Consider the following 12,933-nt stretch of genomic DNA (forward strand, 5'->3'; position numbering starts at 1 on the left):
CTCAAGCCGCTCTTGCGTGAAGGGCTTCGTCGAAGCGGTCCCAGATGGGTCTGAGATCGATGACCGTTTTCTTCATCCTCGCTTCGTCCATCGCCAGCGCCAGAATGCCGGCTTCGAGCGCATTCAGCGTGGAAACCGGAAGTTCGAGGCCGGTGCGCACGCTTTCCAAGAGATCGCTCGCCATCTGTTCGTCGGCGCCGTAATGCTGGGAGAGTTCGGTCGCGGCATATTTGTTTTCGACCACCTTGTTGCCGGTCAGCTGCTCGTGCACATCGAGATAGCCGCGCACGAAATCGCCCTCGGCCATGCCGCGCGAGCCCATGATGGCGAAACGGCGGAACTGGTCGGGCACGTTCAGATTGGTGTGGAAGTTCATGCCGACGCCATTTTCATATTCGACGATCGCCACCTGATAATCGATGATATCGGCATCGCTGTCGAAGACCTTGTCCGAGCCCATCCAGCCGCTCGGCTTGCGATGGAACATCTCGAGATCGTTGATGCCCTCGCGCGCCGGGTCGTTGGCCGGAGTGAAGCTCTTGCGGCCGCCGAAACTCGCCACCCGCTCTGGCCGCGCGCCGACGACGCCATTATAAAGGTCGAGGTCGTGGCAGCATTTCTCCAGCATGAAGCTGCCGGAATAACGCTCGTAGCGGCGCCAGTCGCGCATGAAGAAGGCGCCGTGATAGGGCTCGATATGTTCGGAAGCCTCGATCGAGACGATCTGGCCGAGCTTGCCCTCGGCCTGGATGGCGCGCAGATCCTTGTAGAGAGGCGAGTAACGCAGCACCAGGCCGACCATCAGCCGCTCATGGCCGAACTTCGCCATCAGATGGGCAAGCTCGATGCTTTCGGCGATCGTCGTGACGATCGGCTTTTCGCAGAAGACCTTGAGACCGGCCTGGAGCCCGAGCCTGATATGGCCGAGATGCATATGATTGGGGGAGCCGATCATCAGGAGATCGAGCTTTTCGGAGGCGAGCAACTCTTCCGGCGAGCCATAGGCCTTGCCGACCGAAATTCCCTTTTCGGTCAATCCGGGAAGCCCGGCAGGTTCCGGATCCACATAGCCGACGATGTCGAAGCTGCTATCGATCGCTTTAAAGACATAGCCGAGATAGCCGAGCCGGAATCCGAGCCCGATGATTCCCACTTTCATGCCGATCAGGTTCCCAATTTAGGTAATTTATTTTCTTTAAGTTGGGACAAAAAACGAGGGGCGTCAATAGAAAACGGGCCTCACAGCATGAGTATGAAATTAATTTTCATAGATCGGTAGGCGGCTGCCGTTTGCGCGCAACAGCCAACCGGACGTCGATTGCAGCATGGAAACGCCCGCACGCGGCTGAGGCGGGAGGCGAAATCGGGCCTCACGCTCATCTCGCGAAATGTTGAAAAGAACCGCGAGTTTACGTGTGTAGGATGATCCGAGAACCCGAGGCCAGGAGGAGCCATCATGACCCGCATGACAGCCAAGGATTTCCCGCAGGAACTTCTCGAACTCTATGATTACTACGCGCATGGGAGAATCACCAAGCGCGAGTTTCTCGACCGGGCCGCCAAATTCGCCGTCGGCGGCGTGACGGCGGCTGCCATTCTGGCCTCGCTCAGCCCCGATTATGCGCTGGCGACCCAGGTCGAATTCACTGATCCCGACATATCGGCCGAATACATCACCTATCCCTCGCCGAAAGGAAACGGCGATGTCCGCGCCTATCTCGTCCGCCCCGCAAAGGCAGCCGGCAAGGTCGCGGCCGTGGTGGTCGTTCACGAGAACAGGGGCCTCAACCCCTATATCGAGGATGTGGCGCGGCGCGTGGCAAAGGCTGGTTTCATCGCCCTGGCGCCTGATGGATTGACTTCGGTCGGCGGTTACCCCGGCAACGACGAAAAGGGCAGGGAACTGCAGCAGAAGGTCGATCCGGAGAAGCTGATGAACGACTTCTTCGCGGCCGTCGAGTTTCTGATGAAGAGCGAGCTGACCACCGGCAAGGTCGGCATCACAGGCTTCTGCTATGGCGGCGGCGTCGCCAATGCCGCGGCGGTGGCCTATCCCGAGCTTGCCGCCGCCGTGCCGTTCTATGGTAGGCAGCCGCGCGCCGAGGACGTGCCGAAGATCAAGGCGCCCTTGCTTCTCCACTATGCCGGGCTGGACAAGGGCATCAACGAAGGCTGGCCGGCCTATGAGGCCGCGCTGAAAGCGTCCGGAAAAACCTACGAGGCCTATATCTATCCCGACGTCAATCACGGCTTCCACAATGATTCGACGCCGCGCTACGACGAGGCGGCCGCCAAGCTCGCCTGGCAGCGAACGGTCGACTGGTTCACGAAATACCTTGCCTGAGAAGGCCATGGCTTGAACGATCGGGCGGGCATGGCCCGCCCTCCTGCCGCATCGAGAGCCTATGCCTTGATCGCAGCGTCCGCCTCTTCGGCAGGCCCCTTGCTCGTTGCCGGAGCAACGGGACCAGCCTTCACCAGCGTCGTACCGCCGATAATCAGCGCAAGCGCCACTGCGTCGGTCCAATAGAGCGTTTCATTGAGAAAGATCGCACCGATCGCCATTCCGACGATCGGAATGAGATAGTTGACTGTCGACGAGAACGCGGCACTCGCGCGCTTCGACAAGGCAAGCAGGGACAGCCAACCCAATGCGGTGCCGACAACGCCGAGCGCAATACAGGCGTAAATCACGTCTAGCGGCACGGGCTTCTGGAAATCGGAAAAGTCGACGAACGGCACGAGCGTCACGGCCGCAACGACAAGGCTCAGCGTCGCAGTTCCCAACTGGTTCGTCGGGCGAAAAAAGCGAACGGAGACGATGGTGATGGCGATGCAGATTGCCGCCAGCGTCAACGCGCCCAAGCCGTATAACATGCCTGCGTCTAGATTGATCTTGCCGCGGGCATAGACGATCGCGAAGACACCCGCAAAGCCTACACCCACGCCGAGGATCGCGCGCGCGTTCAGCTTTTCATCCGGTAGGGAGAGATGCGCAATGATCGCGGAGAACATCGGCGTGAGCGCCATCATCACTGATGCCAGGCCACTCGGAACGGTCTGCTGGCCGAGGGTCATAAGACCGAACGGCACGGAATTTCCGATCAGGGCAAAGACCAGAATCGGCTTCCAGTCGCGTTTGATCCAGCGCCAACCCCGGACCGAGAAGGCGGCCCAGCCGAGCAGCGCCAACGCCCCGATCGCAAACCGCAGGAACGCGACCGTACCGGTCGACAAAGCGGTGAAGGCAACCGTGGTGAGGCTGTAGGCGCTGCCCCGGCAAAGTGCGAAAGCGACTAGGAGAAAGATACTGACGCCGATGGTTCGATCGAGTTTCATATAGGCTGGTCACGGTTGGAGGTCGGCAAATCATCGAAAGCCAGCGCCCCTATAGCGTCGTCGCCGGCATGAAACAAATTCGATCTCTTCATACGAAAAATGCGAGGCACTCATAAGCCCGCAAGCGATACGGCGAAGTATTCAATCCCGTTTGACGAAAGGGCTGGCGGCGCGTGCCGCCTCCTTGCGTCTTTGCCGGTCCGCATAGATCTCCTCGATAAGCCGCACCAGCCAGGTCGTCGCCGGATCGCTCGCCATTTGCTTATGGATAAGGAGCGAGATCGGCATCGAGGGCAGCGCAATGGGAGCTTTCAGCAGGCTCACTTCGCTTTTCTCATCAAGATTTAGGAGAATGCTGTCGGCACAATGGGTGATCAGGTCGGTTCCCCGCAACACCCAGGGGATCACCAGATAACTCGGGATTTTCGCCGCGACATTTCGGTGCAATCCCATTTCGCGAAGCGTTTTGTCGGCCAGGCCTTCGGACATGCCATCGGCAGAAATCTGAATATGCGTGGCCGCCAGATAACGTTCGAGCGTGAGAGCTTGGCTCAGCAGCGGGCTGCCGCTCCATATCGCGCACATCAGTTCGTCGCGCCCGATTTCGGACAGCAGCAGGTTCTGGTCGTCCTGGTCGAAATTGAGGATGATGGCGCAATCCAGTTTTCTCGTCAGCACCAGCCGCCCGGCCTCCTCCTTCGAGGTCGGGATGATATTGAGGGTCGCGTGAGGAGCTTCTGCGCGAAAATGCCGGATCAGTTCCGGAATGACCATCGCTCCGTGATAGTCGATCAGCCCAACCCGAAAAACACGCCGCGTTTGGTCCGGTGCGAACAGCTGATAGCGATCGATCGTGGCTCTGATGCTGGCGAGCGCATCGGAAATTTCGGCAGACAATTCGACGGCGCGCGGCGTCGGCTTCATCGAACCGCCGTCACGCACGAATAATTTGTCCTTGAACAGCTCGCGCAGCTTGCCGAGCGAATGGCTGACCGCAGACTGCGTCCGCCCCAGGCGCTCGGCCGCCAGCGTGACATTGCCTTCCCGCATGAGCACGTCGAACACACGCAGGAGATTGAGATCGATCGCGCTGAAGTTCATCCGATCCTCTCCCCGGAATGAGCCAGATTCATTTTCCTCATTATCACATCGAATTTGCCTCATCCACCATCGGCACCTACAATTCCCGACAGCGATGAGACGCCCTCTGAATCGAGAAAACGAAAGTTGCAGCTATGGACGATGAAAAATTAAACGAGGTGCGCAGCGACATCGCGTATCTGGAGAATAAGATCTATGTCGACAATGCCGCTGTGACGCCGGTTCCGACGCGCGTTCGCATCGCCGCTCAACATTACGATACGATCATCGCAGAGCAGCTCCGCGACGCAAAGCAGGTTTCCAAACCCTATTTCGACAAGGGTCGCGAGCTGGCGGCGAAACTCGTCGGCTCGGCATCGAAAAACGTTGCCTATGTGCAAAACACCTCCCACGGTCTCTCGCTGGTGGCTCTGGGGATCGATTGGCGTCCCGGCGACAACCTCGTCGTCTGCGCACAGGAGTTTCCCTCGAACTATCTCTGCTGGATTCAGCTGGCCGCAAAGGGCGTCGATGTCCGCCTGATATCCTCACACGACGGGCGGCTGGATCCGGATCAGATCAGACCGGCGATCGACAGCCGCACCCGTGTCGTCGCGCTGAGCCATGTCCAGTTTTTCAGCGGTTTTAGAGCTGATGTCGCCGCGTTAGCGGAGCTGTGTTCCGATGCCGGCGCCCTGCTGGTTGTCGACGGCACGCAGTCGATCGGCGCCATCAGCCTGGATGTCGGCGCCGCCGGCGTCGACGTCCTCGTCGTCAGTGCGCATAAGTGGCTTATGGGCCCCCGCGGCATCGGCTTTGCAACCTTCTCGGAGCGGGCGCTCGGCGAAATCACGCCGGCGGTCGTCGGGTGGCTCAGCGTCAACGATCCGTTTGCGTTTCACCGGGAGCTCGACTTCCTGCCCGACGCGCGACGGTTCGAGCCGGGAACGCCGAACGGCTCCGGAATCCTCGGGCTCGCCGAGCGCCTCGCCCAGATCGACGAGCTCGGCATCGACTGGATCGAGAACAGGGTTCTGAGTTTGAATGAGCTTCTCTGCGAAACCGCACTGCGTCACGGAATCGAACCTGTTCATCGGTTCGAGCAACGCTCGCGTTCGGGTATCACGCTGCTGCGGAAACCGGGCATCGGCGCCGTCGACATGCATTCGGCGCTGACGGCTCAACGCGTCTATGCAAGCGTTCGAAGCGAAGCGATCAGAATATCTCCGCACTATTACAACACCGCGGCCGAGATGGAGGAGATCATCTCGGTCATGGCCGCGACCGAAAGCCAAACGACCAGGCATCAAGCCGCCTCTCTATAGGCGACAGTCTATCGGGTAAAATTGGAAAGGCTCCGCACGCCGTTGCGGGGCCTTTCTATGTTGACCGTATCTGGCGAACAAACTTCGTCCCGACCAATGATGAATTATTTCAAGGAGATGAGAGGCAGTCTCGGCAAGCCGCGCCCCTGCTGAATTCGCGAGCGCTTAAGCTGCATCATAATGAATTCAGCGCATATTTTATATGATGAACATCAATTTGACTAATTCAGCTACCCCGCGCAATTATTTCCCAGCAAACCAAAAAAGGGGAAGCCGAAATGTCAAAAATACTCTGCAATGCGCTCGTTCTCGGAGGAATTGCCGCAGCCAATGCTGCCTGGGCCGCCGATCTGCCGAAAAGCGACGACGTCACCTCAACCGGGAAGCTGACGATCCTCAGCACGATGGACTACGCCCCCTTCGAGTTTCTCGACAAGAGCGGAAAACCTGATGGCCTGGACATCGAATTGGCTCAAGCCGCGGCAGAGGCTCTGGGCGCAAAGCTGGATATCGTCACGACGCCTTTCCCGTCGATCTTTCCGAGCATCACCGCCGGCCGCGGCAAGATTGCGTGGAGCACGTTTACCGCCACGCCCGAACGGCTGAAGATCGTCAACTTCGTCACCTTTCTGAAGTCCGGCATTGTTCTCGTGACGCCGGCCGACAAAGCTTCGCGTTTCAAGTCGAAGGACGATTTGTGTGGCGCCAAAGTCGCCGTGCATAATGGTTCCTCGGGGGACTTCGCTGCCGACAAGCTGAGCACCGATTGCAAAGCGGCCGGCAAGCCGGAGATCGAGAAGTCTCTCTATCCCCAGCAGCAGAACATCATCCAGGCGGTCCTGTCCGGCAGGGTCGATGGCTATTTCGACGATACGACCGCCGCGCTCTATTATGTCGGCACCACGAAGGGTGCGATGGTGGTCGCTCCTGGCGAATACTTCCCGCTGCCGCTCGGCATCGCCATTCCCAAGGACGACCCCAAGACAGCCGAGATGCTGCAGAAGGTTCTGCAACACCTGATGGACAACGGCACATATGCCAAGGTCCTGGCCAAGTACGAGATGGGACCGGCAGCTGTTCAGCAAGCAGACGTGATTTCCAGCGCAGATCAGCTCCCGCAGTGACCACGATCAGCGGGTGCCTTGCTCAAAGGGCGCCCGCGACTCTTGCCGAAATTCACGAACCGAACCGGTGTTCAACCGGTTCGTTGCGGACAAGGACCGACCATCATGTCTAAAATCCTGGCGACGAGTATCCAGCACTCCACGCAAATCGCCCCCGGCAGCCTGAAGGTTGTCCCTCTGCGGCACCCGCTGCGCGTCGCAGCCATCAGCCTTGTCGCGCTGGGATTGGCGGGCGTGGGCTACGCATTCTATGAAAATCCGAACCTGCAGTGGCCGGTCGTCGGGCGCTATATGTTCGACCCCGTCATTGTCGACGGTGTTAAGACAACGCTGCTGTTGACCGTCGTCATCATGCTTTGCGCGGTGGTGCTCGGGACTGCTGTCGCGCTGATGATGCTGTCTCCGAGCAAGCTGCTTTCCGTGCCGGCGCGCGCCTATATCTGGCTCTTCCGGGGCGCTCCCGCGCTCGTCCAGATCATCCTGTGGTACAATCTGTCCCTGATTTTCAAGACCGTTTCCCTACGGATTCCGGGCGTAGGGACGGTTTTTTCCGTATCCATGAACGACATCATGACGCCGATAACCGCAGCCGTTGTGGCGCTGTCGCTGCATGAATCCGGGTACATGGCAGAAATCATCCGGGGCGGGCTCAAGGCCGTAGCGAAGGGCCAGACGGAAGCGGCTATTTCGCTGGGAATGACGCCGAGCCAGCTCACGCGGCGCATCGTCCTTCCCCAAGCCATGCGGATCATTATTCCGCCGACGGGCAATGAGGCCATCAACCTTCTGAAAATGACATCGCTCGTCAGCGTCGTTGCGGTGCAGGAACTACTGTATTCCGCCCAGTCGATTTACGCGAGAACGTTCGAAACCATGCCGTTGCTGTTGGTGGTGACCTGTTGGTATCTGATCATCGTTTCCATATTGACCTTCGGTCAGTATCACCTCGAGCAGCATTTCTCGAGAGATGAGCAGCCCCTTCAGAAGTCCTTCCTCGGCGCTTTCCTCAAGTCTGCATTCAACTTTCGTCATCGGGAGCTCGCAGCATGAACGCACTCGTTTCACATCGGGCAAAATTCGGAGTTGCCCAGAATATCATGGTGCATGCATCTGGTATCCGAAAGTCGTTTGGCAGCCTCGAAGTTCTGAAGGGCGTCGACCTGCAGGTTCCTGCGGGATCGGTTGCCTGCATCATCGGTCCGTCGGGCTCCGGCAAAAGCACCTTCCTGAGATGCATCAATCACCTGGAAGAGATCAACGGCGGTCTTCTGTTGGTGGACGGCAATTTCGTTGGCTATCGGCTGGAAGGCGACCGGCTGTACGAACTGCCTGCTGCGGCGATTTGCCAGCGCCGCGCGGAAATCGGCATGGTTTTCCAGCAGTTCAATCTCTTCCCTCATATGACTGTGCTGGAGAACCTGATGGAAGCCCCGACACGGGTTCGCCGGGAGGACTTTGTCAGTGCGAGGAAACACGCACTCCAGCTTCTCGATCGGGTTGGCCTCAACGAAAAGGCGGGATCCTATCCTCGAAGCCTTTCGGGTGGACAGCAGCAGCGCGTCGCAATCGCGCGCGCATTGGCCATGAAACCGAAAGTTCTCCTGTTCGATGAGCCGACGTCAGCACTCGATCCCGAACTCGTCGGCGAAGTGCTGGCGGTCATGAAGGATCTGGCCACCAGCGGCATGACCATGGTGGTGGTCACTCATGAGATCGGTTTTGCACGCGACGTTGCCGACCAGCTCATCTTCATGGACGGTGGTGTGGTCGTTGAAACCGGAGAGCCTCGGGAGATGATTGCCAATCCCAAATCCGCCCGCACACGGGAGTTCTTGTCGAGAGTACGCTGACACCGGTGCGCCTTGCTTGGCGCATCTTCAAAGCTTTAGGGACAGAGAAACATGCAGAAGATCGAAACAGCAAACGCTCCGAAAGCCATTGGGCCCTATTCTCAGGGGATCATCCACAACGGCTTTCTCTTCATCTCGGGTCAGCTTCCGCTGGATCCCGGAACTGGAAATATATCCGGAACAACGTCGGCGGAGCAGGCGCGCCAATGCCTGGAGAACCTGAAGGCCATTGCGGAGGCTTCCGGCGCAGATATGACACGGGTGGTGAAAACCACGGTCCTGCTGACCGATCTGACGGAGTTTGCCGCAGTGAATGAGGTCTACGCCGGCTATTTCAGCGATCCGTTTCCAGCGCGAGCCTGTTACCAGGTCGCCGCTCTTCCAAAAGGTGCTCTGGTCGAAATCGAGGCTATCGTGGCTTTGAAGCCGTGACGTAGAGACGCCAACGTCATTTTCCGACTATCTCTCATTGGCAGGCCATTGCTTGAGTGACCGACGGGGCGGGAGGATTTCCCGCCCCGCCTTCATTTCTGAGGTAGTTGAAATTTCGTCATCTGTGTTATCATCATTTTTCGCGTGCTTTTCACATCGCGCGAAGGATTGCTCCGACACCAAAGACGGCCCCACGAAGGACCGAGGTCGGGCGACAAGGATACGTGGCCTCATTGTAATTTTTCCAGGGCCAACAGCGATCTGAACGGAACAAGCATGTCCGTCATTGGTTTCGAACCTTAGCGTTTAAAGGAGGAGCATTTCATGCCCAGGGTTGCCGCCACACCCATTACTCCCCCCGACCAGCACCTTGTGACAGCGCGCGAGGCGATCGAGCCGCTTTATGAGAAGCTCGAGCTTCAGATGGAATCGCTGGTTCTCGCAGCGGCGCTCGAAGCGGGATGGCCTCCCGATGAGGCGACCGAAGCACTTGCGGCGCTCAGGCTGCAGGACGCGCTTTCCACGCTTGGACGCACGAACTAGCCGCTCGGCATGCGCAGCGCTGTTATTGCGAGCCGCCGGCTTTGCGGCGTCTCCGGCTGAGCATCATTCCGCCGATGATCAGAATAATTCCGGTCGCGTTCGCCCAAAACGAGGTTGGAACGGCGCTGGCATAATCAAACGCCACCCCCGTTACCATCTGGCCGCCGATGATCAGCAGCGCCGAATTGACCGCGCCGATGCGCGCGATCGCCCAACTGCCGGCCGCCACGAAGACAACGCCGATGGAACCGCCCAAATAGGCATACCAGGGCGCCTCGGCAGCACCTGCGGGAAGCAGACCTCCGACAAAGAGACCAAGGCAGGTGAGGACGGCAAAGCCGACGGCGTGGTTCCAGAAGGATGCGATCAGCGGCGTGGTGGATATGCTCAACCGCCCATTGAGCTGACGGCTGAGGCCGACGAGCACGCCGCCCAGGCAAGCCAGGAGAATGAATACCGTCACGCCGCACCTCGCCCGAACAGGATGATGAGCGCACCGCCGGTGACGACAAGGCCGAGCGCGGCGATGTCTTGTATATCCGGGCGCCGCTTCGGCAGGCCGAACAGTCCCCAACTGTCGGCGGCGACGCTGAAGGCGACCTGGCCCGCCAGCCCCAGGGCCAAGGTGCCGGAGAGACCGAGCGGCGAGTTGACCGCGGTCGAGGTCAGAATGACCGTCGCGGCGCCGGATACCCCGCCGAGATAGGCCCACCAAGGCGCGCCGGCGTTTTTTTCGGCCATCGGGGCACGTCGGCCGCGGAGCACCAGGAGAAGAATGACGGCAGCGATGATGCCGGTGCCGTGAGCGGTCCAGGATGAGAACAGAGGATTGCCGTAGCGCGCCAGCTCCCCGTTCAGATGCACCATGAAGGTCAGCAGCCCGCCTGTCGCAAAAGCTCCGATGAAATGAATGGGATGCGAATTGCGTCCTGCTTCGATGGTCATTGCAGATCCCGTCAGAGAATCGATTGCGCCTATATTTTCAAATTGCCGCCATGACGCCGCGCATCCTGCACCTGGCTGGAGCTTTCAGCTTCGACATCGGAATGCTAAACGGCGGCGTTTGCACTTAAAGGAAATAATATGAAAAAACTGATTCGCCTGCTGCTGGTCATCGCGCTCGCTGTCGTCGTTTTTACCGGTTTCCGCTGGTATCGCTATATCACCAATACCGACAGCCCCTATGATGAAATCGGCATCACGCTGAACAGCGCCATGCCTGGCCCGCTCAACAGCTGGGGCTGCGCCAAGCTGAAAAGCACCTTTGCCGGTTCGCTGCCGCCTTACGGCTGCGCCGCCGCCGACGGGACGCAGTGGAAGTAACGCTGCCCAGGCTGCGCCGATGGCGCAGCCTGAACTGGCCCCAAGATCGGGCATTTCGAAAGAAGAACATTAGATCGGCCAGACAATCAGCAGGACCGGCACGCTGACCAGCACGACGATGAGCGAAAGCGGCAGGCCCAGTCGCGCATAGTCGCCAAAGCGATATCCGCCCGGCCCCATCACCAGCGTGTTGCACTGGTGGCCGATGGGCGTGAGGAAATCGCAGCCGGCGCCGATCGCCACCGCCATCAGAAACGCATCGGGCCGGAAGCCGAGCTTGGCGGCAAAGGTCGCAGCGATCGGCGCCATGACCAGAACGGTGGCCGCATTGTTCAAAAACGGCGTCACGGCCATGGCCGCCACCAGGATCAATGCCAGAGCGCCGAAGGGCGGGAGCATTTCGGCGGTGCGCGAGAGGAGGTCGGCGATGATCTCCGTGGTGCCTGTGGTTCTGAGCGAGTCACTGATCGGGATGAGAGCCGCCAGCATGATCAGAATGGGCGCATCGAGGTGGTGATAGACTTCGCGCAAGGGAACGGATCCCGTCACCACCATCAGAAAGGCGGCGGCAAAAAATGCCGTCGCGACCGGAATGCCGCCGAAGGCTGTCGCCGCCATCGTCGCCGCCAGGATGATGACCGGGATCACGCCGTTGCGGGCATTGCCGAGCTTCAGATCGCGTTCGACCAGCGGCAGGCACCCCCATTCGCGTAGAAGATCCGGGAGCTTCTGCAAGTCGCCCTGCAGGACCACCACGTCACCGTTGCGGATCTTGATCTCGCCGAGACGCTCGGTGAAGCGCCTGTCACGGCGACTGACGGCAAGAAGATTGAGACCGGTATTGTGGAAGAGGGCGACGTCTTTTGCGCTGACGCCGATCAAGCGGGAATGTTCGCCGACGATCGCTTCGACGGAACTGAGGTCCCGGCGGATCTCGGGCTCGTGTTTGCGATCGGACAATTGCAGCCTGGCTTCGCTGACGATCTTGTCGAGGGCGCTTTGCTCTCCCTCGATGATCAGAAGGTCGCCGTCCTTCAGCACGGTATCGGGCAGCGGCGTTCGTCTCCGGCCGCCGCCGCCGATAATCGCAGTCACCATCGCATCGCCGCCGGCCGGTTTCTGCAGCCAGCTGACGGACCGGCCGATCGCCGCCGATGGCGCGGTGACCTTGGCTTCGGTCGTGTAATTCTTGATCGCCACCGCCTCGTCCATCGACGTCTCTATCCGCGATCTCTCTGGAAGCAGCTTGTAGAACAGCCCCAGAAAGACGACGCCTGTGACCGCGAGCGTCAGGCCGACAGGCGTATAGTCGAACATCGTGAACGGCTGCCCGGTGATCTCCTCCCGCACCCGGGAAACGATGATATTCGGCGATGTGCCGATCTGCGTCATAAGCCCTCCGAGCAGAGAGGCGAAAGACATCGGCATCAGGAACATCGACGGAGATACGCGGGATTTTCGCGCCATCTGCACCGCAACCGGGATCATGATCGCCAGCGCGCCGATATTTTTGACGAAAGCCGAGAGCGCCGCGACGATGGCAACCAGAATGATCAGCTGCATTCGCGGCCCGCGCCTTTCCGGAGAAAATCTGCAATGCGAGATCCATGATCCCCGACCTGGAGATTGCCGCACTGACGATCAGCGCGCTGCCGACGATGATGACGATGTCATCGGCAAAACCGGAAAAGGCGGTCTTGGCAGGCACGATGCCGACGATGATTGCCACGAGAAGGGAACTGACGGCGACGATATCGTATCGATAACGCCCCCATACGAAGGCGCCCATCATGAGCGCGATGACGAGAAGAGAAAGCCATTGATCAACGCGCATGTTTGCATCCCTGTGGTAGCAATTAACGTTTGACACGTCAGAACGATGCGGTGAGCCGGAGAATTTTTTCGATGACGCCTGAC

Annotated in this window: 14 protein-coding genes and 1 pseudogene; 9 read left to right on the top strand and 6 right to left on the bottom strand. The window is 59.4% G+C overall.

Features of this window, described 5'->3' with window-relative positions:
* Position 1: 1 nt before the first annotated feature.
* Positions 2–1,159 carry a Gfo/Idh/MocA family protein gene (locus GGD57_RS13785; RefSeq protein ID WP_184470552.1) on the bottom strand — a complete coding sequence of 386 codons (1,158 nt, stop codon included), beginning with the start codon at positions 1,157–1,159 and terminating at the stop codon, positions 2–4.
* 297 nt (positions 1,160–1,456) lie between these two features.
* Here GGD57_RS13785 and yghX point away from each other — a divergent pair, with 297 nt between their 5' ends.
* Positions 1,457–2,344, top strand: coding sequence for a YghX family hydrolase (gene yghX / locus GGD57_RS13790; protein ID WP_184470554.1), 888 nt, complete (start codon positions 1,457–1,459; stop codon positions 2,342–2,344).
* A 59-nt stretch (positions 2,345–2,403) separates the two neighbouring features.
* On the opposite strand, the gene GGD57_RS13795 is transcribed toward yghX, so the two are convergent.
* Entirely contained in the window at positions 2,404–3,339 is a 936-nt protein-coding gene (locus GGD57_RS13795; RefSeq protein ID WP_184470556.1) for a DMT family transporter, read from the bottom strand.
* Positions 3,340–3,480: 141 nt separating this feature from the next.
* Entirely contained in the window at positions 3,481–4,389 is a 909-nt protein-coding gene (locus GGD57_RS13800; RefSeq protein ID WP_432443361.1) for a LysR family transcriptional regulator, read from the bottom strand.
* Between GGD57_RS13800 and GGD57_RS29210 the strand changes: the two genes are divergently transcribed.
* The 7 genes from GGD57_RS29210 to GGD57_RS13830 all read left to right on the top strand — a co-directional run bounded on the left by GGD57_RS29210 (position 4,324) and on the right by GGD57_RS13830 (position 9,693).
* Positions 4,324–4,461, top strand: a complete 138-nt coding sequence (locus GGD57_RS29210; protein WP_246713650.1) for a hypothetical protein — start codon at positions 4,324–4,326, stop codon at positions 4,459–4,461. The genes GGD57_RS13800 and GGD57_RS29210 overlap by 66 nt on opposite strands.
* 113 nt (positions 4,462–4,574) lie before the next feature.
* On the top strand, positions 4,575–5,744 hold the full coding sequence (locus tag GGD57_RS13805) for an aminotransferase class V-fold PLP-dependent enzyme (RefSeq protein WP_184470560.1): 1,170 nt from the start codon (positions 4,575–4,577) through the stop codon (positions 5,742–5,744).
* A 278-nt stretch (positions 5,745–6,022) separates the two neighbouring features.
* The gene (locus tag GGD57_RS13810) at positions 6,023–6,868 is read left to right on the top strand and encodes an ABC transporter substrate-binding protein (RefSeq protein ID WP_184470562.1); all 846 of its coding nucleotides are present in this window, start codon (positions 6,023–6,025) and stop codon (positions 6,866–6,868) included.
* Positions 6,869–6,973: 105 nt separating this feature from the next.
* Positions 6,974–7,918: an amino acid ABC transporter permease gene (locus GGD57_RS13815; protein WP_184470564.1), complete on the top strand. Its 945-nt coding sequence runs from the start codon at positions 6,974–6,976 to the stop codon at positions 7,916–7,918.
* Complete coding sequence (locus GGD57_RS13820; RefSeq protein ID WP_281423744.1) at positions 7,915–8,718, top strand: amino acid ABC transporter ATP-binding protein; 804 nt, start codon at positions 7,915–7,917, stop codon at positions 8,716–8,718. The genes GGD57_RS13815 and GGD57_RS13820 overlap by 4 nt, the downstream gene beginning before the upstream one ends.
* 51 nt (positions 8,719–8,769) lie before the next feature.
* Positions 8,770–9,150 (top strand): RidA family protein, encoded by a 381-nt coding sequence (locus GGD57_RS13825; protein WP_184470566.1) that lies wholly within the window; start codon positions 8,770–8,772, stop codon positions 9,148–9,150.
* 324 nt (positions 9,151–9,474) lie between these two features.
* Positions 9,475–9,693 carry a hypothetical protein gene (locus GGD57_RS13830; protein ID WP_184470568.1) on the top strand — a complete coding sequence of 73 codons (219 nt, stop codon included), beginning with the start codon at positions 9,475–9,477 and terminating at the stop codon, positions 9,691–9,693.
* 22 nt (positions 9,694–9,715) lie between these two features.
* Here GGD57_RS13830 and GGD57_RS13835 read toward each other — a convergent pair whose 3' ends face one another.
* On the bottom strand, positions 9,716–10,156 hold the full coding sequence (locus GGD57_RS13835) for a DMT family transporter (protein ID WP_184470570.1): 441 nt from the start codon (positions 10,154–10,156) through the stop codon (positions 9,716–9,718).
* On the bottom strand, positions 10,153–10,638 hold the full coding sequence (locus GGD57_RS13840) for a DMT family transporter (protein WP_184470572.1): 486 nt from the start codon (positions 10,636–10,638) through the stop codon (positions 10,153–10,155). The genes GGD57_RS13835 and GGD57_RS13840 overlap by 4 nt, the downstream gene beginning before the upstream one ends.
* Positions 10,639–10,776: 138 nt before the next feature.
* Between GGD57_RS13840 and GGD57_RS13845 the strand changes: the two genes are divergently transcribed.
* Positions 10,777–11,016 carry a hypothetical protein gene (locus GGD57_RS13845; RefSeq protein ID WP_184470574.1) on the top strand — a complete coding sequence of 80 codons (240 nt, stop codon included), beginning with the start codon at positions 10,777–10,779 and terminating at the stop codon, positions 11,014–11,016.
* Positions 11,017–11,085: 69 nt separating this feature from the next.
* Here GGD57_RS13845 and GGD57_RS13850 read toward each other — a convergent pair.
* Positions 11,086–12,850 (bottom strand): annotated as a pseudogene (locus GGD57_RS13850) (SLC13 family permease).
* Between the last annotated feature and the right edge of the window lie 83 nt (positions 12,851–12,933).

Origin of the sequence: Rhizobium esperanzae (assembly GCF_014197615.1) — a bacterium.
Lineage (GTDB): Bacteria > Pseudomonadota > Alphaproteobacteria > Rhizobiales > Rhizobiaceae > Rhizobium > Rhizobium esperanzae_A.

Bases quoted from the DNA above. Each gene is read 5' to 3' on its own strand.
- GGD57_RS13785 (WP_184470552.1), bottom strand. From the start codon at position 1,159: ATGAAAGTGGGAATCATCGGGCTCGGATTCCGGCTCGGCTATCTCGGC.
- yghX (WP_184470554.1), top strand. From the start codon at position 1,457: ATGACCCGCATGACAGCCAAGGATTTCCCGCAGGAACTTCTCGAACTC.
- GGD57_RS13795 (WP_184470556.1), bottom strand. From the start codon at position 3,339: ATGAAACTCGATCGAACCATCGGCGTCAGTATCTTTCTCCTAGTCGCT.
- GGD57_RS29210 (WP_246713650.1), top strand. From the start codon at position 4,324: ATGGCTGACCGCAGACTGCGTCCGCCCCAGGCGCTCGGCCGCCAGCGT.
- GGD57_RS13800 (WP_432443361.1), bottom strand. From the start codon at position 4,389: ATGCGGGAAGGCAATGTCACGCTGGCGGCCGAGCGCCTGGGGCGGACG.
- GGD57_RS13805 (WP_184470560.1), top strand. From the start codon at position 4,575: ATGGACGATGAAAAATTAAACGAGGTGCGCAGCGACATCGCGTATCTG.
- GGD57_RS13810 (WP_184470562.1), top strand. From the start codon at position 6,023: ATGTCAAAAATACTCTGCAATGCGCTCGTTCTCGGAGGAATTGCCGCA.
- GGD57_RS13815 (WP_184470564.1), top strand. From the start codon at position 6,974: ATGTCTAAAATCCTGGCGACGAGTATCCAGCACTCCACGCAAATCGCC.
- GGD57_RS13820 (WP_281423744.1), top strand. From the start codon at position 7,915: ATGAACGCACTCGTTTCACATCGGGCAAAATTCGGAGTTGCCCAGAAT.
- GGD57_RS13825 (WP_184470566.1), top strand. From the start codon at position 8,770: ATGCAGAAGATCGAAACAGCAAACGCTCCGAAAGCCATTGGGCCCTAT.
- GGD57_RS13830 (WP_184470568.1), top strand. From the start codon at position 9,475: ATGCCCAGGGTTGCCGCCACACCCATTACTCCCCCCGACCAGCACCTT.
- GGD57_RS13840 (WP_184470572.1), bottom strand. From the start codon at position 10,638: ATGACCATCGAAGCAGGACGCAATTCGCATCCCATTCATTTCATCGGA.
- GGD57_RS13845 (WP_184470574.1), top strand. From the start codon at position 10,777: ATGAAAAAACTGATTCGCCTGCTGCTGGTCATCGCGCTCGCTGTCGTC.